Here is a 23525-nt window from a genome sequence, read left to right as displayed (position 1 = left end):
TGGTGCACCAGTTGTCGTGCCAACGGCATAGCTGGGTAGCTACGTATGGACGAGATAAACGCTGAAAGCATCTAAGCGTGAAACTCCCCCTAAGATAAGTTCTCCCATCCTTTAAGGAGTAAGGGTCGATGTAGACTACATCGTTGATAGGTCGGAGGTGTACGCACGGTAACGTGTTCAGCTGACCGATACTAATAACCCGAGGGCTTGACCTGACTATGCAGGCAAACTGGCCTTGCTCCATCATCGCATATTCTTCATTGTTCGGTTTTCAGGGCGCAGGCCCTATATAGTTGGTGTTGCTAACGGTGGGGGTCCACCCGTTCCCATTCCGAACACGGCAGTTAAGCTCACTCGTGCCGACAATACCTGGCTGGCGACGGCCCGGAAAGATAGGTAAATGCCAACACAAAAAGACGAACTCTTTTGAGTTCGTCTTTTTTTCAGGCTTTATTCGACAAGGGGCTGCATGAGAAGTGCCGCTCTGGCGGCAAACTCTGCGAGGCTTTTCCCTCTGTATGCTGGTTCTTTGCGTCTAAGAAGATGCGGCAATTTCCCGCAGCGTAAGCCCATTGCGGTAAAGCCGCGCGCAGAGCGCCGTACATTCCCCATACCGGGTAAAGACCGCGGCGGCCTGCTTTTCGTTATGGTAAACCTTCCAGGCCCCGGTCAGCCGGCCGTTTTGCCCCTTGTTGTCGATAAAGGCGGCTACATCCGCAACGGGATAGCCCAGAAAAACGCCGACCTCATGGGGGAACGGGCGAAGCCGTATCAGCCGCGCTTTTAAAGCGTCGATATAATCTCTGGGGCAGCCGGGCGCATACCCCGCGTGCCGAAGGAAATCCCGCGTGCCTGGGTCCAGCAGGCAGCCGCCCAGAAGCGCCGGGCGGTACACGTAAATCAGGGACCGCTCCTTGCCGAAACGCACAGCCTCTAAAAAGACACCCCCGCCGTTCAGCTCCCGGTTCATTTTTTGGACAGCCGGCATAATTTGGCCGGGCTCGGCGCACGGATATGAAAACAGGCTGCCGGGTTTTAAATTTGCCAGCGTCGGCGCGCAGTATTTGATCAGATAATCCTCCAGCACAGTGAATCCTCCGCTGTCATATGGTATCAAGATATATTTTGTCCATGCGGCGCCGGGATATCATGCCCTTCCTTAAAAAGCGCTGCGCTGCCAGTATGACGACGCCCGGGCCATCATAGATTGGTAAGGAGACGCACGGCATCGCAATACTGTAGAAAATTGGAATTAACGGTGTTATATTGAAAGAGAAGTTTACGCGTACATGGTCCAGCTCCGGCAACTCATCTTTTCCGCCGTACAGCGCTGCGGTCAAAAGGCAGTAAATAAGTTGAATATATATTCAATAATGAGGGGAGTCGGCTTCATGAATTATTTTCGCGCGACATTTTACGACAGGTACACACCCCTGAACGAAGAACAGATCCTGCAAAAGCTTACACCGCCCTACGCCGCCTCCGGCGCTTCGCCCGTATCCGACGCACTGGAAGGCAAAACCCTCAGAATCGTCCTGGACGACGGCCCGGCCCTTGAGTACGCATTTTCGCGGGACACGCTCACGCTCGTGGAGGGCGGCGGCGCGCCTGTGGAGGCGCCTTATACCGCGAAGGAGTTAGGGGAGATCGTCCTGCTGACGCACCTGATCCCCGGCACGGTCCGGGGGTACAATGTTGTCGTCGACAGGGAAACCGGCCTTGCCACGGTGTTCGAGGTCTGGTTCTGCGGCTTTGAGCAGGACAAGAGGGAGGTTCGGCGCCACTGCAGCTTCGGCTATATCGATACGGGCGCGCCCGCGCCTTCGGCCCGCCACGGGCTCACGAACCGCATCGAGGGCCTGGGCACCTGGTGGAAAAACGACGACGGCGCCGAGCTGCTGTACTTTTTCCCGTCCGTCGTCTGGTCCTCCTTTGTGGAACTGAGCGATCCGCGCGGCGGCATCACCCGCACGGCCCCGTCGGACTATATTAAAATCAGCGACAGGTATTACATATACTCCCGGGCGGAGCAGGAATTTTCCGGCGCGTTCACGCTGGAGGTGCTCGACCTGTTCAGCGTCCGCCATATCGGGGTGCGCCTTGGCTTTGATCTGAGCGACGCGCTGGATTATAAGGTTTACGAGGGCAGCGGCGAGATCACGGGGCGATGTGCCAATCTGGAGTCCCTGACGGATTACGGCACCGAGATCCCCTTCGACGAGGCGCAGCGCAAAATGCTGGACGGCCTCAAGGGCGCGCGCCCGCAGTACCGCCCCCGCTTTCTCCACCGCGATTATACAAAAGACGAGGTGGACGCGATCGTCCGGGAGAACACCAGAGCCTTTGCGGGGCAGTCCATCATGTCGGGCTTCAACACCATGGAGGTTTCGGGATATTTGGCGGGCAGGCGCTTTACCCTCCGCTACGACGACGGCCCCGCATGGGAGTACGACGTCATGGATTCCTCCCGCCTGAAATGGCGGACAGAGGGGGAGGATGGCTGGCATGAGGAGACCTACCAGTGCTTTGAGCCGGCAAGGGATATCTTTCTGTTTGCCCATATCTGCACCGGCAGCGATCCGCTGCGCTGCCTGACGCACGCGGTCGATTTCTCAAACGCCCTGACCACCTGCGTGGACGCGGCGCTGGACAACGGGCGCAAGCCGTGGGAGGTCGGCCACAGGGCAATTTTCGGCGTGCTTGAGATGACCGGAGGCCCCACGCCCCCGGCGGTGCGCCGCCATGGCTTTACAACGGACCTGGTGGGCAAGGCTTACGCCTGGACGTACAGCGACTTTATGCAGTCCATCCACGTCTACAGCACGCCGGAATCCTATTCCTGGACCATCATGCTGCCGAAAAACGCGGGCGGCGTGATGTGGAGTTCCCCGTGCTTTTATGTCAAGCTGCGCGACGACGCGTATCTTATGAGCTGGACGGAGGATGCGTGCAACGGCAACCAGGGGACGTTTATCTTGAATCCGCGCATCATGCACGACGCTGGTTTTTTCTTCGGCATCGGCGACACGGAGGCGGCGCACGACGTCCATCTGACAGCCCTGGGTGCGTATGCCCGCCCCCTCGGCGAGTTTGAGCTCAAGCGCTTTTTCTGATATAAAGCGCCTTGTGTTGTCCTGAAAAGCGATACTCCGGAAGCCAGGCCGGAAAAACGGCCCCGCTTCCGGGGTATCGTCGCGAAAAAAAGGTTACAAAAATGATATCTTTTAATTGACAAGGCAACTTATCGATATTATTCTTAATAACATCATGCAATTGACAGATAGAGAATTACTAATATTTCACAGAAGACCGAGGCTGATGAAGAAACTTACTTTAACGCTGCTGCTGCTGCTGATTTTCCTGAGCGATATTCCTATTCCCGCCCATGCCGCCGACACGGGCGGCGTGCCGGACGTCGGGTCCGAAACGGCCGTTCTGATGGTTGCGGACACCGGGCAGGTGCTCTATCAAAAAGACATGGACAAGCAGATGTATCCCGCGAGCATCACGAAAATCATAACCGGCATGCTCGCGCTGGAAAACGGCAACCTGACTGATACGCTTACAATGTCCGGCAGCGCCGTTGACGCCGTGGAAAGGGATTCGGCAAACATTGCCTTGAGCCCCGGCGAGCAGATCAGCATGGAGCAGGCGCTCTATGCCATATCGGTCGCGTCGGCAAACGACGCGGCCAACGGTATTGCCGAAAACGTCGGCGGTTCGCTGGACGGTTTTGTAGCCATGATGAACGAGGCCGCGGCCGAGGCCGGCGCGACAAATACGCATTTTGACAACGCCAACGGCCTGCCGGATGAAAATCATTACACCACCGCCCATGATATGGCGCGCATCACGGCCAAGGCGCTGAAGGTTCCCGGATTTATCGATATATTCGGCACCAGCCGGTATAAAATCCCGCCCACGAACATACAGCCCGAGACGCGCATCGTCAATTCCAGCAACAGATTCTTAAATGGGGATATCCATTATGAGGGCATCCTTATCAGTAAGACCGGCTGGACGCAGGACGCGCAGCATACGCTGGTCACCGCAGCGCAGAGAAACGGCGTGACGCTCATTGTGGTGGTGATGAAATCCTCCGACTCAACGGTCAAGTGGTCGGATACGTCCGCGCTTCTGGATTACGGCTTTGATCAGTTCAGCCCGGTCACCGTCACCGAAGACGAGATTCTGGGCGCCCTGCCGGACGATCTGACCGTACCGGGCGCCGAGGCTTCGGAAATCGACGCCGCCACATATGCCGCGGAGGATGTCTCTGTCCTGCTGCCGAAAAATGAAACGCCGGCTGATATACGTTTTTCCGTCGGCGAAGCGCTGACCGCCGGCGGCCAGGTACAGATACCGGTACGCCTGAGCCTCGTGCCGGCGGCCTCGGCCGGCGAATTGCCGCTGGACCTGCTGACCACGACGGTAAAGGCCGCGCTCCGGCCTGTCAGCGCGCCCGCCGCCAACGCCGCCGCCGTGGCGGCGGAATCCTCCGGCCCCGGCGTTTTGCGAGTCCTCCTGACGGTGCTTTTGCTGATCGTCGGCTTCCTGGCCGCTGTATTTGTCCTGCTGCTTATCCGCCGCGCCGTTATTGTCAGAAAGAGAAGGCGCAGGAGAAGTGCCTCGGGGCATCACCATCATCATCACCATCACCGCCATCGGAGATATTGAGCGCTGAAAAAAGCCGCCTGTGCAAAGCCCGTTCCGGTTATGCCCGGAGCGGGCTTTTTTCAATCGCCCTTGCGTAAACGGCGATAAAATGTTAATTTTATATTAGATATATCAGAAAACAGGATGTGATGGGGGAGAAATATGGACACACTGCAGCTGAAGCTTTTTATTTCGGTATCCCAGACACTGAACTTCACCAGGACCGCGACAGAATTCTTTATGACGCAGCCGACCGTGAGCAACTATATCAAGTCGCTGGAGAACAGCATCGGCGTGCGGCTTCTGAACAGGGACAGCCACAGCGTTTCGCTGACCCCCGAGGGACAGGAGTTTGTCGGCTATGCCAGCCAGCTGCTGATGATCCAGACAGAGGCGGAGAACAGGCTGCGCAACATCTCCGAGGGCCGGCGGGGCTATATCCGCATTGCCATGCTGTCCAGCGCGGCGGAGCTGTTCTCCGCGTGCCTGGACGAGTTTTCCAGAGCGCAGCCCAACGTGCAGGTGGATGTGGACATCAAGGAGGGCACCGAAATGATGCGCGACATCAGCCAGTGCGCTTACGATATCTATTTTGCCAACCGTTACATGATGCCCGAAAACGACAGTATCGACTATATCGTGACCGGGACGCATCATCTGCACCTTTTCGTCCACAGGGATATCGCGGACAGCATCGACATAAACGACTGGTCGACGCTGGCCGGGCATAAGTTTGTCTCCGTGCCGGAGACGGATTTTGCCCTGTCCGGGCAGCTCAAGAACATCTGCATGAGCCGCGGCGTCGTCCCGGACATCATCAATTACTACAACAGGGCCGACACGCTCTTCCTGGCGGTGAACTCCAATATCGGGCTGACGATACTGCCGCCGGGGCTGACGTACTTTTACAACTTCCCGAATGTGGTGTCCATGCCCATCGGCGGAGACGACGCGGTGATCAACTCCGTTGTGGCGTGGCACAAGAGCAAAACGAATCCGGACGCGCATAAATTCCTGCAGCTGCGCGCGCTGGCCAGGGTGCGGCAGCCCTCTTGATTTGAAATCGTTATGGCGCTATAGGAACAACTTTTTGACAAAAGGCGTTTGGGTAATTTATAATTAAGGTTGGCACATTGCCGAATACTAAATTTGAAGCAAATGCACAATGATATTTTTATTATGAAAGGATCTTCATCATGGCCAGTAAGAGAAAAGTCATCCTGACAGTCGCCCAGACGGGCAATTTCCAGGGCAAAGCGCAGAACCCCAATTTGCCCGAGCAGCCGAATGAGATCATCCAGTCTGCCTATGAATGCTACAACGCAGGCGCCTCGATCGTCCATATCCACGCCCGCGACAAGGCAGGCAATTCCTCCAACGATCCCAAGATCTTCGCCGAGATCAACTCCGGCGTCCGGGCCAAGTGCTCCCTCATCATCCAGAACTCCACGGCGCCCGCCACAAAGCCGGGCTCGGAGGCGGACGACGGCGTTGCGCTCCTCTATGACGATTCGATCAAGGGTGCGCTGCCCGAGATGTGCTCGCTGGACACCTCCCTCATCACCACTGTCTGGGGCGATTTGTCCTTCATCTACAGATGGGAGCGCCCGTGGCTCATCAAGCAGGCCAAGAGGATGCAGGAGCTTGGCATCAAGCCCGAGCTCGAGGTCTTCAACCCCTCCAGCGTCGAGGAGGTCTTCGGCATACTGTCCCCCGCCGGCGTGCTCCCGGAGCCTATTTCCGTCACTCTCGTCATGGGCATGAACAAGGTCAGCCAGGGCGCCATCTCTTATACACAGTTAAATCACGACCATATGATCAATCTGATCCCCAAGGACCGTCCGGTGAACTGGACAACCATGGCCATCGCCGCCAACCAGCTGCCGGGCGTGACCTACGGCGTCCTGAAGGGCGGCAATGCCCGCGTCGGCATGGAGGATAACATCTATTATTCTCACGGTCGTCTGGCCAAGTCGAACGCCGAGCTCGTCGAGCGCATGGTGCGCATCATCCATGAGCTTGAGATGGACGTCGCCACCCCGGAAGAGGCCAGGCAGCTCATCGGGCTGAAACCCTTAAAGTAAGTCTGGAGAGCGACAAATGAAACTTGATAATGTAAAGCATATCGGCATCATCGGCCTGGGCATGATCGGCGACAGTATGGCCGTTTTGACCACAGGCCACGGCTACCGCACCACGTGCGTTGCGCGCCGGGCGGAGATGATCCCCGAATATCAGAAGACGTACGACATGTATTTCCGCCAGATGATCGACCAGGGGCTCATGCCCGAAAAGCAGCTCGACATCTGCAAAAAGTACGTCAAGTACACCCTGGACTACAACGAACTGGCCGATTGCGACGTTATTTTCGAGTGCGTCACGGAGAATATCGGCTTAAAGCACGATATCTATGCCAAGCTGGAAAACATCTGCACGAACCTCAAGGTGATTTGCTCGGTCAGCTCCTCGTTCGTGCCCGACGTGCTGGCCGAAAAGGCTACAAAGTTCAAGGACCGCATCATCGTCACGCATCCCTTCAACCCGGCGCATATGGTGCCCTTCTTCGAGCTCTGCGGCGGCGCCGCCACGGACCCGGCCGCGCTCCAGTTTGCCAAGCAGGTGCTTGAATCCCTGGACCGCAAGCCCGTCATCCTCAAAAAGCCCGCCCCCGGCTTTATCGGCAACCGTCTCCAGTTCGCCCTGTGGCGCGAGGCGCTGAACCTCGTCGAGAGCGGTATCTGCGAGCCCCGGGACGTGGACACTTGCCTTAATTACAGCTTTTGCCCCCGCTATACCTCCATCGGCATTTTCGAGCACTTTGACAACGGTGACCTGCGCCTGAACATCACCACCTGCAATACGGTGTTCCCGACGCTCAGCAATATCTCCGAGGCGCCCCCCGCCATTACCGACAGGATCGCCCGCGGCGATACCGGCGCCAGAGCCGATTCCCACAAAGGCTTTTATGATTGGAACGGCGTGGATATGCCGGCGTACAGGGAGCGCGTCAACGCCCCTTACTGGAAGTTCATCGACTGGGATATGCCCAAAGAGTAAGAAGGAGAAATTATGGTTTACGACAACAACAAAGGCGGCGAGTACGGCAAGTATTTCGTGCAGGAGCTGCAAGAGCCCGCCAATATGGGCACCCCGGAGTTCCGGGAGATATACAAGAAATTTGCCAAGCGCATCCTCTGGATGGACGGCAACGTTTGCCCCGGCGCTTTTCAGATGAACACCGCGTGGTATTGCGCCGTCCCGGAAAGAGATCCGATCTTTACCGAGCACAGCCACGATTATGACGAGCTCATCGGCTTCTACGGGAGCAACCCGGACGATCCCTACGATCTTGGCGGCGTGATCGAGTTTTCCATCAACGGCGAGGCCCACAGGCTCACGCGCTCAACGATGATCTGGCTGCCCGGCGGCTCGACGCATAACCCGATGCGCATCCTTGAGGTCAAGCGGCCGATCTTCCATTTCTCCATCGTCACAAACACGATTTATGACGGCAATGCGACATATAAATAAATAGCGGGCAGAAACTCAAAAAGCATTTTCGGCGCCCGGTAACCGTCCAACGAGGGAACGATTACCGGGCGTTTCGAAAACACAGAAGTTTTCAGAAAGGGAATTTAAACAGTATGCCTAAGTTCGTATCACTGGAAGAAGCCGTGAGTCACGTACAGGACAGCGTGGCGCTGATCGTGGGCGGCTTCGGTTCTTACGGCAGCCCCGAGGAACTCCTTGAAGGTCTGGCGGCGCGCTATGAGGAAACCGGCCATCCAAAGAATATCACGGCCATATGCGGCATCTCCCCGGGAGACAAAACGGAGAGCACCGAGCCGCTGAAAGGGTTTAATATCGGCCTGAACAGGCTCAGGGCGGAGGGGCTCGTCGACACGGTCATGGTGGGCAATCTCACCGACGCCAGAGCGATCGCCAAGGCTGTCGGCGACAATAAAATCGCCGGCTATCTCCCGCCAATGGGCGTGATGGTCAACCTGTTCCGGGCTGTCGCCGGCGGCAGGCCGGGCCTCGTCACGAGAGTCGGGCTCGGCACCTTCGCCGATCCCAGGCACGAGGGCTGCGCCGTCAACGACAGGGCCAGAGAAAAGGGCGCCATCGTCGAGCTGATGGAAATTGACGGCCAGGAATACCTGTTTTACAAGGGCTTTAAGCCGAACGTCTGCTTTATCCGCGCCACCTACGCCGACGAGGACGGCAACCTTTCCATGGATCATGAGGGGCTGACGGGCGCCGAGCTGGAGATCGCCGTCGCCACCCATAATAACGGCGGTATTGTCATCGCGCAGGTGGAGGAAATTGTCCGCCGCGGCACCCTCCATGCCAAGAACGTCCGCATCCACGGCAAGCTTGTGGACTATGTCGTGAAAGCGCAAAACCCGGATAATCACCGCCAGTGCTACGCCACCGCCAAATACCGTCCCGAGCTGACGGGAGAAATCCGGACTGTGGCCGGCGCTGTAAAGCCGCTCAAGCTGAGCCTGCGCAAGGTGATCGCCCGCCGGGCCGCCATGGAGCTGCGGTCGGACGTCATCATCAATGTGGGCAGCGGCATTCCCTCCGGTATCGGCAGCGTGGCCGCGGAGGAGGGCCTGGGCAAGGGCATGACAATGTCCGTCGAGTCCGGTCCCATGGGCGGCACCATACAGGAAGGGCTGTCCTTCCCGGGCGTGGCCAACCCCGAGGTGATCTTCAGCCAGACGGATACCATCGACATGTATGACGGCGGCGTGCTGGACATGACGTTTCTCGGCGCGGCCGAAATCGACGAAAAGGGCAACGTCAATGTCTCCAAGTTTGCCGGCCGCTGCATCGGCGCGGGCGGCTTCATCGACATCTCCCAAAACACCAAGAAGGTTTTCTTCATGGGGAACTTCACCGCCGGCGAGACCCAAATCGACCTCACGGGCGGCGGGCTGAAAATCGTGGGGGACGGCCCCAACGCGAAGTTCGTCAAGGAGGTCCAGCAGATCACGTTCTCCGGGGAATACGCCGTAAAGAACGGGCAGGAGGTCATGTACATCACTGAGCGGGCGGTGTTCCGCCTGACAAAGGACGGCCTCGTCCTGACCGAAATCGCGCCGGGTGTCGACCTTGAAAAGGACGTTCTCGGCAGGATGGAGTTTGCGCCCATCGTCAGCCCCGAGCTGAAGACGATGGACCCCCGTCTTTTCGGCGAGGCGAAAATGGGCCTGGCGCCGAACTCCGGCCGGAATTAACACAGAAAATTCCGTAATCCGTCCGGGCCCCCGCAAGGGGGCCCGCGGCGATTGCGGAATTCTCATGTTTACGGCACCTTTCGGGTGCGGCGGCGGCGCGTGTCGGTTATACTCATAAAAAACCGACAAATTAAAATGTTAACAGATTGTAAAATTCTAAATATTAATTCATTGTTAAGACAGAGAATTCAATGTATTATATATAAATATAATTTACCGTCGAAAAACCTTGAAATAACGAAATCATAAAGGATGTCGTGCATGAGGCTGTTGGAAGAGCGTATCCGGACGAGCGGAAGAGTCAAAGAGGGCGGCATTTTAAAGGTCGACAGTTTTTTAAACCATCAAATGGACATTACCCTGTTTGAGCAGATGGCAGACGAATTCTGGCGGCTCTACGGCTCCGACGGCGTGACGAAAATTCTCACCATCGAGGCCTCGGGGATCGGCATTGCCGTTCTCGTGGGGCAAAAGTTCAAGTGTCCCGTTATTTTTGCAAAGAAAACAAAGACTAAGAATATTGACGGCGCCGTCTATACCTCAAAGGTCGAATCGTTTACCCACGGCCAGGTCTACGACATCATTGTGTCGAAGGACTTCCTGCACGCGTCGGACAGAGTCCTGATCATCGACGATTTTCTGGCCAACGGCGCGGCCCTGTCGGGGCTTGCCGAGCTCGTCTCCGCGGCGGGCGCCACGCTGGTGGGCGCCGGCATCGCCATTGAAAAGGCTTTTCAGCCCGGCGGAGAGCAGCTCCGGGCCCGGGGTATCCGGATCGAATCGCTGGCGCGCATCAAATCAATGGGGCCGGACGGCGCCATTGAGTTCTGCTGAGCGGGTTTATGTTGTATTAAACGGCCGATGCCGTTCAATAAAACAAAAAATGGAGGTTTGTTCATGAAAAAAATCCTTGCACTGACTCTGGCGCTTGTCATGATGATCGCCCTCGCGGCGTGCGGCTCAAGCACCCCCGGGACGCCGTCGTCGCCCTCGGCCGAGGCCACGGCGTCCGCTTCACCGTCCGCGCCGGCAACTGCCGGAATCCCGAAGGACAAGCTTAAAATCGGCTTTATCCACATCGCTGATCCGAATGATAAGGGCTATACCTTCAACCACGATCTCGGAACTCAGAAGATGGCCGAAAATCTTGGCCTGAGCAAGGACCAAATCATCAACAAGTACAATATCCCCGAGGATGACAAGTGCGCCACAGCCATCAACGAGCTCATTGAGGCCGGCTGCAACGCGATCTTCGCCACCAGCTTCGGGCACGGCGACTATATGCTGGAGGCCGCCAAGGAGCATCCGGACATCCAGTTCTTCCACGCCACCGGCGCTGCCGCCGCCTCGTCCGGCCTGTCAAATTTCCACAACTACTTTACCTCCATCTATGAAGCCCGCTATCTGGGCGGTATCGCCGCTGGCCTGAAGCTCAATGAGCTGGGCGCCACGAAGCTCGGCTATGTGGGCGCTTATCCGTACGCCGAAGTCATTTCCGGCTTCACCGCCTTCTACCTCGGCGCGAAATCCGTCTGCCCCGATGTGACGATGGACGTCATCTATACAACCTCCTGGCATGATCCCGTCAAGGAAGCGCAGGTCGCCAAAACGCTGATCGACGGCGGCTGCAAGGTCATCAGCCAGCACTCCGACTCCACGGCGCCCGCCACGACGGCGGAAGATAACGGTGTGTTCCAGGTCGGCTACAACGCGGACATGAGCGAAGCCGCGCCGAACGCCTCCCTGATTTCCGCCCGCAGCGACTGGAGCGTCTACCTCACCTATGCCGTGCAGAGCATCATCGACGGCAAGCAGATCCCCGCCGACTGGTGCCAGGGCCTTGCCGAAGGCGCCGTCTTCCTCAGCCCGCTGAATACGAAGATCGCCGCCCCCGGCACGCAGGATGCCATCGACAAGGCGATCGCCGAGATCAAGGCCGGCACGCTGCACGTCTTTGCCGGCCCGCTGACCGGTTCCGGCGTGGACTTTGACAACAAAACCGTGACGGTCGACGTCAAAGCCGGCGACTGGTTCCATGAATCAGAGACGCAGTCCGCCCCGTACTGGAACTATATCATCCCCGGCGTCAACGTCATCGATTAGAACGCATAATTTCTGAATCCGAAGAACTTGCCCGTATCCACATGCTTGTGACATACGGGCAAGTTCGTGATTTTTCTTCGGAAAACAGACAAAAAGTGTCATTTCATTGCCCCTTCGGCTTTATTATGTTAAAATAATTCACTATTGCAATAATTTACGGAAAGGGTGGCGTGATTGGACCCTCTAAATGCCATAGAAATGCGGGATATCACAAAGACCTTCGGCCAGGTCCTGGCCAGCAGCCATATCAGCCTTGATATCCGCTGGGGCGAGATACTCGCGCTTCTGGGGGAGAACGGCAGCGGGAAGACGACGCTGATGAACATGCTGTCCGGCATCTATTTTCCGGACAGCGGCCATGTGCATGTGAGCGGAAAGGAAGTCACGATCCGCTCCCCGAAGGACGCCATAGCGCTGGGCATCGGCATGGTGCACCAGCACTTCAAGCTGGTGGACAATATGACGGCGGCGGAAAACATCGTCCTGGGCCTGAGGGGCTCCTGGCGGCTGGACCTGAAGAAAATCTCCGCCAAGGTCCGGGAGATCAGCGAGCGCTATGGCTTCAACATTAATCCCGACCGGAAAATTTACGACATGTCCGTCTCTGAAAAACAGACCGTGGAGATCGTCAAGGTTCTCTACCGGGGCGCCAATATCCTCATCCTCGACGAACCCACGGCTGTTTTGACGGTGCAGGAAACAGAAAAGCTCTTTGCCGTGCTGCGCAGCATGCGGGATGACGGAAAATCCATTGTGATCATCACCCACAAGCTCCACGAGGTGCTAGCGCTTTCCGATCGCGTTACGGTCCTGCGCAAGGGTGTGTATATCGATACGGTAAAAACAAGCGGGGCCACCGCTCAGTCGCTCACCGAAATGATGGTGGGCCGCGCCGTCAGCCTCAACATCGACCGGCCGGCGCCGGTGAAGCCGACGCCGCGCCTTGTCGTCAAAAACGTCAGCTGTATGGACGACGAGGGCGTTAAAATCCTTGACGACGTCAGCTTTACGGCGCGCAGCGGCGAGATACTGGGCATCGCCGGTATCTCCGGCAGCGGCCAGAAGGAGCTTTTGGAGGGCATCGCCGGCCTGTATCCGCTCGCCGGCGCCAGCAGTATTCAGTACTTTCCTGACGATTCCGGCCAGGCCACCGAGCTTGTCGGAAAGCGGCCCCGGCAGATCCGGGACCTAGGCGTGGCGCTCTCCTTTGTCCCGGAGGACCGGCTGGGCATGGGCCTCGTGGGCAGCATGGACCTGTCGGACAACATGCTCCTCCGGAGCTATTCCGAGGGCAGGAACTTCTTTACAAACCGCAAAGCGCCCAAAAAGCTGGCGGAAGACGTCGTTGAGCAGCTCAGGATCGCCACGCCGGGCGTTTCGACCCCGGTCAGCAGGCTGAGCGGCGGCAACGTGCAAAAGGTGCTGGTGGGGCGCGAAATCTCCGTGTCCCCCACGGTGCTGATGACGGCGTATGCCGTGCGCGGCCTCGACATCAACACGTCTTACACCATTTACGGGCTTTTGAACGAACAGAAAAAGGCGGGCGTCGCCGTCATCTACGTGGGCGAGGACCTGGACGTCCTCCTGGAGCTGTGCGACCGGATCGTCGTTTTATGCGGCGGCAGGGTCAGCGGCATCGTGGAAGGCCGGGCGACGACGAAGGAAGAGGTCGGCCTGCTGATGACAAGCCTGAAAAAGGAGGAGGCGCCGTGAACGAGACATCCATCCGCGACAGAAAGGAACCCTTTGCCCGCATCGTGAAGCGGGACGATATTTCCCGGGTCAAGGCGTGGGGCATCCGGCTCGCGGCCATACTGCTGTCGCTTCTCGCCGGCGGGCTTCTGATCCTGGCCCTCGGGCATAATCCCTTCGCCGTTTACCGCGATATGGTCACCGGCTCCCTGGCCACAAAGACGGCGCTCATCGCCACGGCGAAAATCGCCATCCCGCTTTTGGGCGCGGCGATCTCCATCGCCCCCGCCTTTAAGATGAAGTTCTGGAATATCGGCACGGAGGGCCAGATCATGGCCGGCGCCTTGGCCGCGTCGTATTTCGCGCTTTTCCAGCACGGCAATATGTCCCGGCCGGTCCTGATCCTCGTCATGTTCGCCGCCTCCGTGGTGGCCGGCGGCATCTGGGGCTTTATCCCCGCCTTCTTCAAGGCAAAGTGGGGCACAAACGAAACGCTGTTCACGCTCATGCTCAACTATATCATTATCGGCATCGTCAAGTATCTCCGCATGGGCCCCTGGAAGAATCCGGCCAGCGGCGGCTTTCCGAAAATCGCTATGTTCGACGATGCCGCCAGGCTCCCCAGCGTCTTCGGCGTCAACATCGGGTGGATCATCGTCCTGGCGCTGGCCGTCCTGATGTTCATTTACATGCGCTATTCAAAGCAGGGCTACGAGATCGCCGTCGTCGGGGAAAGCGTGCGCACATCGAAATATATCGGCATGAACGTGCCAAAGGTCATCATTCGGACGATCGTCATCTCCGGCGCCATCGCCGGTCTCGTCGGCTGCCTCATCGTGGCCGGCTCGGCCTATACGCTCAGCGACACCTCCTCCGGCGGCTACGGCTTCACGGCGATCACCGTGGCGTGGCTTGGCGGGCTCAACCCCTTCGCCATGATTATTATTACGGTCTTCCTGGCTGTCCTGACCAAGGGCGCCAACACCATCCAGACGAATTTCAAGATTCCTGCGTCGGCCTCCGACGTCCTCATCGGGATGATTTTGTTTTTCATGCTGGGGTGCGAATTCTTTATCAAATACCGGCTGATCTTCCGCACGCGGCGGAGAATCGAGGTGGTCCCCAATGACTGATGTTTTAAACTTTCTCGTCGCCGCCGTCCTGGCCCTCTGTCCGCTCCTTTTGGGCACCCTGGGCGAGACGCTGACCGAAAAGTCGGGCAACCTCAACCTGGGCGTCGAGGGCATGATGTTCATGGGCGGCGTCGCCGGCCTTGCCGGTTCCATCTACTACGAAAAGGCTGCGGCCCATCCGGTGGCCTGGGTCTCCGTTGTGATCGCGCTGGTCTGCGCGTTTTTGTGCGCGGCGTTCGGCGCCTTCCTCTACAGCGTCCTCACCATTTCCCTCAGGGCCAACCAGAACGTCACGGGCCTGGCGCTGACGATCTTCGGCACCGGCTTCGGCAACTTCTTCGGCGAGCTCCTCGGGAATTCCGCGGGCGGCTACGCGGCCGTGGGCGACGTGACAAAGGGCGCTTTCAACAACGGGATATTCCCGGGGCTCGCGAACATTCCCGTCGTCGGGAAGCTCCTGTTTTCCTATAACTTCATGGTTTATCTCAGCATCGCGCTGGCTCTTGTTATGGCGTACATCCTCTACCGGACGAGGACAGGGCTGAATCTCCGGGCCGTGGGCGAAAAGCACGCGGCGGCCGACGCGGCGGGCGTCAACGTCACGGCCTACAAGTATCTGGCCACCTGCGTCGGCGGCGGCATCTCCGGGCTCGGCGGCCTGTATATCGTCATGAATTCCAGCAACGGCGTCGGGGGCGTCTGGGTGCACAACTGCATCGCCGGCTACGGCTGGCTCTCCGTGGCGCTCGTCATCTTTGCCACGTGGCACCCTTCGCGGGCCATACTCTGCGCGCTCATCTTCGGGGGCCTGTCCGTCATGCGCTATTATTTCCCTGTGAGCTTTATTCCGTCCTCCATCTACGAGGTGTTCCCGTATATCGCCACGATCGTCGTGCTCGTATCGGTGAGCATGCGCCGCCGGCGGAAGAACCAGCCCCCCGCCAGCCTGGGACTGGCGTACTTCCGAGAAGAACGGTAGCAAAATTTAAAATGCAAAGCCTCTGAAGACATGGCTCTTCAGAGGCTTTTTGCATATTTTAGCCGATACGGAAAAAAATAACGGGGACAATGAAACGGAGGGATCTTTATGCCAACGATCACATACAAAGAGCCGGCCGCCCAGACGCCGGCGATTTTTCCGGCCCAGAAGCAGCCCAAGCAGCCCGGCGCGCAGCAGGCGATGAACCCCGCGCCTATCACCGATAACGCCGCCTATTCCGGCTCGGGCAAGCTGCGGGACCGCGTGGCCATCGTCACGGGCGGCGACAGCGGCATCGGCCAGGCGGCCGCCATCGCCTTCGCCAAGGAAGGCGCCGACGTGGCCATCGTCTATCTGGACAATAACGACGACGCCATGACGACGAAAAAAGCGGTGGAAAAGTACGGGCGGCGCTGCTTTCCGTACGCGCTGGACCTGAAGGACGAGCAATCGGCGGCCCAGGCGGTGCAAAGGACGATGAAGGACCTGGGAAAAATAGACGTCCTTGTCAACAACATCGCCGTCCAGTATCCGCAGAACAGTATCGAGGACATCACCGCGCAGCAGCTGCAGGAGACCTTCGCCACGAACATCTTCAGCTATTTTTATATGATCAGGGCCTGCCTGCCGAATATGAAGGAGGGGGCCTGCATCATCAATACGAGCTCCATCACCGCCTATAAGGGCGACGAAACGCTGATCGACTACTCAGCCACGAAGGGCGCCGTCGTCTCGATGACGCGCTCGCTGTCCATGTCGCTGATCAAACGCGGCATCCGGGTGAACGCCGTGGCGCCCGGCCCCGTCTGGACGCCGCTGATCCCGTCCAGCTTCTCGCCGCAGGAGGTGGAGAAATTCGGCCAGGATGCGCCGATCGGCCGCGCCGCCCAGCCGTTTGAGCTGGCTCCCACGTACGTCTATCTCGCCTGTGACGATTCGGCGTACGTCTCCGGCCAGGTGCTGCACGTCAACGGCGGAACCATCACGGAATCATAAACGCGGAGGACCATGCAGATGACCATTAAAAGACCGGCAGTTCTGCTCACCGCGGTTCTGCTTGCCGCGGCGCTCGCCGGCTGCGGGACGAATAACGGCGGCCCCTCGGCCGGCACAGGGGGTCCCACCGCCTCGGTAAGCGCGCTGCCGGCAACAGCCTCGCCGGCGTCGACCGTCACACCGTCCCCCGGCGCCTCGCCGTCGTCGGACGCTTCACCGGCAGCCTCAGGCGCTTCACCCGCGTCAAACGGTGCGGTAAAAACTTTTACCGCCAAGGTGACGGCGAAAAGCGGCAGCGTCCTGACGATTGACGTTCCGAACGATTCCTTTCAGACAAACGGGTCGCCGTCCCCGGCAGGAACGGGCGTTACCACAAATCTGCCCTTGACGGTGCCGGACTCCGCCGTCATTACGCTGGCGTCCGGCAAGACGGGTACGATCGGGGACATCAAGGTCGGAGATACGCTGTCGGTGACGATGAACGGCTCGGACGTCTCGGCGGTTACAGTAAACAGCTGAAAGAAAACAACGGGGGTAACGACAGCACGTTACCCCTTTTCTTTGTTTTAACGAAACCGGCCAAATTTGGAATTATACCGCGCCAGTTTTTACATAAACATGATTACACATTTAACAAATCGCCTCTATCATGACAGCGAGGAAGTAATAATGATACATGGGATTATTGATATCGGTGCCAATTCCATCCGTCTGACGCTGTATGAGGTGGATAACGGCGACATAAGGCTTATCCTGAGCAAGAAATCCGTGGCGGGCCTGGCCGGTTATGTGGAATCGGATATCCTGCAGCCGAAGGGGATACAGAAGGCCTGCGACGTTTTGAATAATTTCAAGGACGTGCTGTCAAGCTTCGGGATCGGGCAGGTTGACGTCTTTGCCACCGCGTCGCTGCGGAATATCGCCAATTCTCAGGCAGCCACCGGCGAGATAGAGGCCCGTACGGGCCTGCCGATCCGGCTGCTCTCCGGTGAGGAGGAGGCCAGACTCGGTTATCTCGGGGCGTCCCGGTCCGCCGCTATGAGCTCGGGCCTTTTTGCGGATATCGGCGGCGGGAGCACAGAGCTTGTCACCTTTGAAAACGGCGCTGTCCTGCGGGCGCTCAGCCTGCCGTACGGCTCGCTGAACCTGTCGCTGAAGTATGTCAAGGGGATCACGCCGCATAAGAGCAACATCCTGAGCATGAAGCAGGAGCTCCGGCGGGAGCTGAAGCGGACAAAGCTCTTCGATCTCAGCGGGCGCCTTGACCTCTGCGCCTCTGGCGGCACCGCCCGCGCCGCGCGTAAAATCTATAACGACATCTATGAGCTGCCGGGCGACAACGATATCCTCGAGTTTGAGAAATTTTCCGGCATACTTGTCAAATATAACGATGAACGGCGGGATATCACAAGGCGCCTCAAGCAGCTGGTGCCCGACAGGATTCATACGATAATACCCGGCATTGTCATACTCCAGACGCTGGGGACAATGTGCCAGAGCCAGTTTATCTCCGTCGTCGCCACCGGCATCCGCGAGGGGTATCTCGTCGAGCATGTGCTTCCCGCCCCGCGGCAGTCCCCGGCGCCATAAACCATCCGACAGCATGAAAGACCGGAAACGGTCTTTTTTTTGTTCCCGTCCGCGGCTTGGGCGGCTGACGACTTTCCCTTGCGATTTCACCGGCAAAGCGGTATGATGTGGACATAATCGCACCGGAGTATTCCGGGCAATATAACGAGTAAGGGGGAAATCGAAAATGGCAGAAGAGAATACTTTTATTATGCTGAAACCCGACTGCATGAAAAGGGGCCTCGTCGGCGAGATCATCACAAGGATTGAGCGCAAGGGCTACAGGATTGTCGACGCCAAAATGATGAAGCTCTCCGCGTCGTTTCTGTATGAGCATTACGCCCATCTGGCCGATCAGCCCTTTTTCCCGCTGATTTTGAATCATATGCTGTCGGGTCCCGTTTTCGGGATGATCGTCCGGGGGGAGAACGCCGTCCTCGGTATGCGGCATCTCGTCGGCGCGACGAAATTTGAGGACGCGCAGCCGGGCTCCATCCGCGGCGATTACGCACTGAGCACCGTCAACAACCTGATCCACTGCTCGGATTCGGTCGAAACAGGAGAAACGGAGATCAAGCGCTTTTTCGGCACCGGCGCCCCCGCATAGTACTTCAGAGAACGCCCCTCCAATAAATGCGATCCCCCGCCTGCCCGGCGGGGGATATTTTATATAAGGCCTTACCCCTTCAGGCAATCGAGAAAGTGCAGAATCTCGTAGGATAAAATGAGATGCATCCGCACGTGCTGGTCGCTCAGGTCGGCGCTGATGATTTCGGAGATTTTGTTCAGGCGGTAAATGAGCGTGGAGCGATGGATATTCAGCTGCTTGGACGAGAGGAGCAGGCTTTTCTCGTTGAGCAGATAGACGTAGAGGCAGTAGAAATAATTGTTGCCTGTCTGCCTGTCGTACTCGTGCAGCCTGAGTGCCGAGGCATGGCAGAGCACCCCCACGTTAAACGTCTCGTCGCAGAGGCTGATCATGTGGGGCATGATATAGTCCTCGTAACGGAAGAGGTTTTTCTGTCTGTCGATCATGCCGCCGAGCTCGATGGCGGCGCCGGCCAGCTTGTACTGCTCGTAGAGACGGGAAAAATCCTTGAACATCATGCTGACCCCGCAGATGAAATTGCGCTTGACCAGAAAGTCCTCCAGCTGTACAAACGCCTCGGGCAGCGCGTCCCGGCACAGGCGCGTGTTGACCACGAGCGCCAGCACGTCGCCCACCGAGAGCAGGACGCTGCCGGGGAACATGTTCTTCATAAGCTCACCGCTGTATTTGACGGTGCCGCCCGTGATGTCCTGCGGGTCGGGCATGATTTTAAATATGTAATAGTCGTCGTCGATTTTCCAGCTGATCTGAGACAGGCTGTGCATGATGAAGCTGACCTCAAAATCCGTGTCCTTGAGCATGTCGATCATGAAGCGGCTCATGTAGCCGGCCTTGACGTACCGCGCGTAATTTTCCTTCCCGACGGCCGCGGTGAGCACCTCGGCGACATATTTGAGGAGGCTCAGCTGGTTTTCCGAGACCTTGCTGTAAAGCTGCCGGACGCCGACAGAGCCGACTTTTTCGCTCTTGTCGTAAATGATGACGCTCAGAAAGGGCGGTATGGATTCAAGATTCACCAGCTGGGCGTCCCTGCCCAGCTGGTCCAGCTTTTTCAGGGAGTTGACCACCTCGACGCCGACGTAGCCTGTTGCCGCGAGATTGTTCCACTCGGCGTCGATGAGGTTCGAGCTGCAGGAAATCAGCTTCTGCGCCGCGTCGATGATGTAGACGGGATTGTCGAAAAACCGGGTGCAGATGTCGAGGATAGGCTGCAGCTCCTTCTCCTGCAGCACCGCGTTCACAAGCTCTGAATCGATCTGGTTGTAGTAGTCGAAAATATCCTGCACCCGGTTGTGCGCCTCAATAACGCTGACGCCCTCGAGCACCATCACGTTATACATGTTGGCTTCCACCAGGGGCCGGACGTCCCCCTTGCCGACGCAGATCATATTTTCCGGCAGGGCGCCGTGCCGGAGGGCCAGAATGTCGCTCGTCTTTCCGATATAGACGGCGGAGCGGTCAAACCGTGATATTTTCGGCGTCAAAAGGCGCGCGCTCAGCAACTCCCGGCTGTCGCTCGCGATGTGGAGCGCCGCGTTTTGAGGCATCCGGCAATAAATGATCTGCAGGTTGATTTTCATACAGTTCCCCCTGTTCGACCGAAATGTTGGTTTTTCATACTCTTCGTACTTATAGCAAATATCAAAAAGCGAGAGCTGCCGGGGTGACTTTATATATATAATACCAAATTCATGATATACGGTCTTCGTATCAGGCGTATTATAAATGGAAAATAATCGGTACTGCAAATTCTAATATGGATGGATTTTGCGGAAAATCCATCGGATATCATACGCGGCGTACAACGGCGGGGGTTTTATTTTTATCAATCAATACGATGACTTGATAGTCCCCATATGTTACCTTAGTATCATCAGTATGCACGAGGGAATCCCTGTTTGGCAAGTCTGTTCTGTGGCATTTCACAAAAATGAATTGAAAGAAGGTAAAAAATGAAAACAGCAAGGAAAATTCTCTCCGCCATATTCGCTGTCCTCATGATCGCGGCGCTCCTGGTAGCCTGCAGCACCACAAGCGGCAGTCCGGCGTCCTCCGTCTCGCCTTCCGCGTCTGAGGCATCGCCTTCCGCAGACGCCGCATCGCCTTCCGCCGGTGCCGAGGATACCATCGGTTATCTGACAGACAGGTTCGACCATTCTTCGAGAGCGCCGTTCAGAATCGCTTACCTGTGCAACGATATTTCCTGGGCCTGGAACGCCGCCATTTCCGACGCGCTTGAAAAGCTCGGCAAGGTGCTCAACTATGAGTATACGCCCTACTCCGCCAGCGGCGACCACGACGCCTACATCAACGAGATCACGACGCTTGCCGACCAGGGCGTGCAGGGCTTTATCGTGGGTATTGACGACACGCTGGGCGGGCGCGTTTTTGAAGTGTGCTCGGAGCTGAAGGTCGCATTTATCGCCGAATCCACGCCGTTTCATGACGACAGCGGGAAAAATATCTGGCTGAGCGTCCAGCAGGACCAGTACAACAACGGCGCGACGGCCACGCAGTGGCTCATCGACAACTACAAAAACTACTGGAAGGAGCCGGTCGACCCCGCGGCGCTTGGCCTGGTCGTTCTCAATTACTCCATTGTGTCCGGCATCAACGAGCGTGAGCCCGGCGCCAAAGACACATTCCTGAAAGCCTTTCCCGGGGCAAAGGACAACTACTTCCTGGGCGATCTGGTATCCATGGGGAGTGCGGGCTTTTCCATGCAAGGGGGGAGCGACATGACCTCTTCCATCGTCTCCGCGCACCCCGAGATCAAAAAATGGTTCGTGGTCGGCCTTGTGGACGACTGGTCCCAGGGCGCGGCCCGTGCGGCTGAAACGCTGGGCAAAACGGATGATATTCTGATCAGCAGCGTCCAGGCCGACGCCTTTATGAACGAGATGAAAACCGGGAATACGGACAGCTGCTATGTGGCGGCGTGCGCCGTCTCCTCGTCGGAATTCGCCGTGGACCTGGCCTGCGGCGTCGTGGCGCTCCTGGAGGGCAGGGCCACGGCCCAGACGCTCTGGCCTGAATGGCAGCTCGACGGCTACGCCACCATAAAGGTGCGGGGGATCATGATCACAAAGGCTACATATCAGGACTTTGCCGACAAGCATACGATAGAGGCGCTCGTCGCCGCGGCGAAGGGCTGACCGTTCCGCAGAAGGGCCGGCAGTAAAAACGGCGGTTTAATGAAATTTAAATCGTAATTTAATATAATTTTTCATAATAATTAAAGAGAAATTGCTATGATATACGCATAGCAATTTCTCTTTGATCTTTGGCGGCGGCGCCGCAAGACGGTTTTGAAGCCCGCCGGTGCTTTATGGAGGTTAATAATATTATCCAAATTGAGATTGATAAATTAATAAATCATGGTAAAATTAACATGGTTTTGTATATCTTTGATTATATTATTTGGCCTGATGATGTCGGATAATAATGATGGGCATATTCTGACCTGCTTCCCGGAAACTCAAGTACCTCAAGGGAGAACATGAATGAGCAGAAAGATGAAGCTGCAGCTCATACTCGGCGTGCTGATCACAGCTGTTGTCATATATTTTTCGTATGTCGTCGTCAAAAGCCTTAACATAAACGTGATTTTCCGTTCGGATATCAACTGGTGGCTGGTGATTGTCTCCGTCGGCATTTATATGTATTCCAATTACGTCCGGGGCCTGGCCTATTCCAAAGGCATCACCCCCGATATGGACGATATGACGGCGCTGGAGGTCATCGGCATCGGGCACGCGCTGAACATGGTCCTGCCGCTGCATGCGGGGGAGGGGATAAGACTGGCTTTTTTCCCGGCGGGCTACTCTGTCCTGCGCCGGACAAAGCTGGCCATCATTTCATCCCTGTCCGACGCGGTCGTCGTCATCATCATCACCGCGCTGACCGTACCGTTCGCGCGCTTTACCGACAAGACGCTGCTGAAGGCCATGTGGATTCTGCTTTTCGTCTGCGTCGGCGGTTTGCTGGTTGCCACGGTTTTGATCATTCTGGTGGAGCGCATCAGAAACTATGTGAAAGAATTTCTGAATATTTCCCTGCTGAAAATGCTCATGTGGGTGGCGCTCTCCTGGGTTATCCTCATCGCGGCCTTCTGGCTGGGGCTTGTGGCTTTCGGCTTCAGCATGACCGGTTCCGTCCAGATGGCCCTGGCCGTTTTTGTGGCGACGAATATCGTCAACCTGATCCCGGCGTCCCCGGGGGCCATCGGCCTTTTTGAGTATGGGACTGTTGTCGGCCTGGGCGGGCTCGGCGTGGAGAAAAGCGTGGCGCTGTCGGCAAGCCTCCTGCTGCATGTCATCCAATACGCCGCGCTGCTGCCGATGGGGGCGGCGCTTTATATCAAGGCCATTCACGGAAAATACGGCGACGCCGTCAAAAAGGCCCGACTGAAAAGCGGCGACGGTACGCCTCCCGCCGCCGCCAACGCCTCAAACACGACCGATACGACCCATACGGGCAAGGAAGACTGAGGGCCGGACACGCAAAACAGAAAAAGATTCTTCGGGGCCCAGGCCCCTCGG

The 23525-nt window shown here is 57.3% G+C and carries 20 protein-coding genes and 2 rRNA genes; 20 read left to right on the top strand and 2 right to left on the bottom strand.

The annotated features are described in order from the left end of the window. Together BUB60_RS14895 and rrf are read left to right on the top strand one after the other, a co-directional pair. Nucleotides 1-215, top strand: a 23S ribosomal RNA gene (locus BUB60_RS14895); the annotation flags it as partial. A 77-nt stretch (nt 216-292) separates the two neighbouring features. After that, nucleotides 293-409, top strand: a 5S ribosomal RNA gene (gene rrf / locus BUB60_RS14890). Between the two features lie 126 nt (nt 410-535). Here the strand turns inward: rrf and BUB60_RS14885 are convergent. After that, entirely contained in the window at nt 536-1087 is a 552-nt protein-coding gene (locus BUB60_RS14885; RefSeq protein WP_073080638.1) for a DUF3793 family protein, read from the bottom strand. A 304-nt stretch (nt 1088-1391) separates the two neighbouring features. Here BUB60_RS14885 and BUB60_RS14880 point away from each other — a divergent pair, with 304 nt between their 5' ends. The 16 genes from BUB60_RS14880 to ndk all read left to right on the top strand — a co-directional run bounded on the left by BUB60_RS14880 (nt 1392) and on the right by ndk (nt 18981). Further along, nucleotides 1392-3113: a MoaF N-terminal domain-containing protein gene (locus BUB60_RS14880; RefSeq protein WP_073080637.1), complete on the top strand. Its 1722-nt coding sequence runs from the start codon at nt 1392-1394 to the stop codon at nt 3111-3113. Between the two features lie 205 nt (nt 3114-3318). Continuing rightward, nucleotides 3319-4677, top strand: a complete 1359-nt coding sequence (locus tag BUB60_RS14875) for a D-alanyl-D-alanine carboxypeptidase family protein (RefSeq protein WP_073080636.1) — start codon at nt 3319-3321, stop codon at nt 4675-4677. 141 nt (nt 4678-4818) lie between these two features. After that, nucleotides 4819-5712 carry a LysR family transcriptional regulator gene (locus tag BUB60_RS14870; protein WP_073080635.1) on the top strand — a complete coding sequence of 298 codons (894 nt, stop codon included), beginning with the start codon at nt 4819-4821 and terminating at the stop codon, nt 5710-5712. A 140-nt stretch (nt 5713-5852) separates the two neighbouring features. Beyond that, the gene (locus tag BUB60_RS14865) at nt 5853-6740 is read left to right on the top strand and encodes a beta-keto acid cleavage family enzyme (protein ID WP_073080634.1); all 888 of its coding nucleotides are present in this window, start codon (nt 5853-5855) and stop codon (nt 6738-6740) included. 16 nt (nt 6741-6756) lie between these two features. Next, the gene (locus tag BUB60_RS14860) at nt 6757-7713 is read left to right on the top strand and encodes a 3-hydroxyacyl-CoA dehydrogenase family protein (protein ID WP_073080633.1); all 957 of its coding nucleotides are present in this window, start codon (nt 6757-6759) and stop codon (nt 7711-7713) included. A gap of 12 nt (nt 7714-7725) precedes the next feature. Then, nucleotides 7726-8187, top strand: coding sequence for a cupin domain-containing protein (locus BUB60_RS14855; protein WP_073080632.1), 462 nt, complete (start codon nt 7726-7728; stop codon nt 8185-8187). A gap of 113 nt (nt 8188-8300) precedes the next feature. Further along, nucleotides 8301-9902 carry an acyl CoA:acetate/3-ketoacid CoA transferase gene (locus BUB60_RS14850; RefSeq protein WP_073080631.1) on the top strand — a complete coding sequence of 534 codons (1602 nt, stop codon included), beginning with the start codon at nt 8301-8303 and terminating at the stop codon, nt 9900-9902. Between the two features lie 261 nt (nt 9903-10163). Further along, on the top strand, nt 10164-10736 hold the full coding sequence (locus BUB60_RS14845) for a xanthine phosphoribosyltransferase (protein WP_073080630.1): 573 nt from the start codon (nt 10164-10166) through the stop codon (nt 10734-10736). Between the two features lie 63 nt (nt 10737-10799). Further along, nucleotides 10800-12005, top strand: a complete 1206-nt coding sequence (locus BUB60_RS14840; RefSeq protein ID WP_073080629.1) for a BMP family ABC transporter substrate-binding protein — start codon at nt 10800-10802, stop codon at nt 12003-12005. Nucleotides 12006-12179: 174 nt separating this feature from the next. Beyond that, nucleotides 12180-13718 carry an ABC transporter ATP-binding protein gene (locus BUB60_RS14835; protein WP_341444229.1) on the top strand — a complete coding sequence of 513 codons (1539 nt, stop codon included), beginning with the start codon at nt 12180-12182 and terminating at the stop codon, nt 13716-13718. Further along, the gene (locus BUB60_RS14830; RefSeq protein WP_073080624.1) at nt 13715-14830 is read left to right on the top strand and encodes an ABC transporter permease; all 1116 of its coding nucleotides are present in this window, start codon (nt 13715-13717) and stop codon (nt 14828-14830) included. The genes BUB60_RS14835 and BUB60_RS14830 overlap by 4 nt, the downstream gene beginning before the upstream one ends. Further along, complete coding sequence (locus tag BUB60_RS14825; protein ID WP_073080622.1) at nt 14823-15809, top strand: ABC transporter permease; 987 nt, start codon at nt 14823-14825, stop codon at nt 15807-15809. Before BUB60_RS14830 ends, BUB60_RS14825 begins: the two co-directional genes overlap by 8 nt. A 108-nt stretch (nt 15810-15917) precedes the next feature. Continuing rightward, nucleotides 15918-16805: an SDR family oxidoreductase gene (locus tag BUB60_RS14820; RefSeq protein WP_073080619.1), complete on the top strand. Its 888-nt coding sequence runs from the start codon at nt 15918-15920 to the stop codon at nt 16803-16805. Nucleotides 16806-16823: 18 nt separating this feature from the next. After that, the gene (locus BUB60_RS14815; RefSeq protein ID WP_073080617.1) at nt 16824-17324 is read left to right on the top strand and encodes a hypothetical protein; all 501 of its coding nucleotides are present in this window, start codon (nt 16824-16826) and stop codon (nt 17322-17324) included. A 150-nt stretch (nt 17325-17474) separates the two neighbouring features. After that, the gene (locus tag BUB60_RS14810) at nt 17475-18395 is read left to right on the top strand and encodes a Ppx/GppA phosphatase family protein (RefSeq protein ID WP_073080615.1); all 921 of its coding nucleotides are present in this window, start codon (nt 17475-17477) and stop codon (nt 18393-18395) included. A gap of 166 nt (nt 18396-18561) precedes the next feature. Further along, nucleotides 18562-18981 (top strand): nucleoside-diphosphate kinase, encoded by a 420-nt coding sequence (ndk, locus tag BUB60_RS14805; RefSeq protein ID WP_073080613.1) that lies wholly within the window; start codon nt 18562-18564, stop codon nt 18979-18981. A 71-nt stretch (nt 18982-19052) separates the two neighbouring features. On the opposite strand, the gene BUB60_RS14800 is transcribed toward ndk, so the two are convergent. Then, nucleotides 19053-20564 (bottom strand): PucR family transcriptional regulator, encoded by a 1512-nt coding sequence (locus BUB60_RS14800; protein WP_073080611.1) that lies wholly within the window; start codon nt 20562-20564, stop codon nt 19053-19055. Nucleotides 20565-20936: 372 nt separating this feature from the next. On the opposite strand from BUB60_RS14800, the gene BUB60_RS14795 reads away from it, so the two are divergent. Continuing rightward, the gene (locus BUB60_RS14795; RefSeq protein ID WP_073080609.1) at nt 20937-22139 is read left to right on the top strand and encodes a type 1 periplasmic-binding domain-containing protein; all 1203 of its coding nucleotides are present in this window, start codon (nt 20937-20939) and stop codon (nt 22137-22139) included. 348 nt (nt 22140-22487) lie between these two features. Continuing rightward, nucleotides 22488-23474 (top strand): lysylphosphatidylglycerol synthase transmembrane domain-containing protein, encoded by a 987-nt coding sequence (locus BUB60_RS14790; protein ID WP_073080606.1) that lies wholly within the window; start codon nt 22488-22490, stop codon nt 23472-23474. Nucleotides 23475-23525: the final 51 nt, after the last annotated feature.

It is taken from the genome of Sporobacter termitidis DSM 10068, assembly GCF_900130065.1.
Taxonomy (GTDB): domain Bacteria; phylum Bacillota; class Clostridia; order Oscillospirales; family Oscillospiraceae; genus Sporobacter; species Sporobacter termitidis.
Note: the sequence above shows the minus strand (reverse complement) of the source record. Positions and strands in the feature narration are given on the sequence as shown.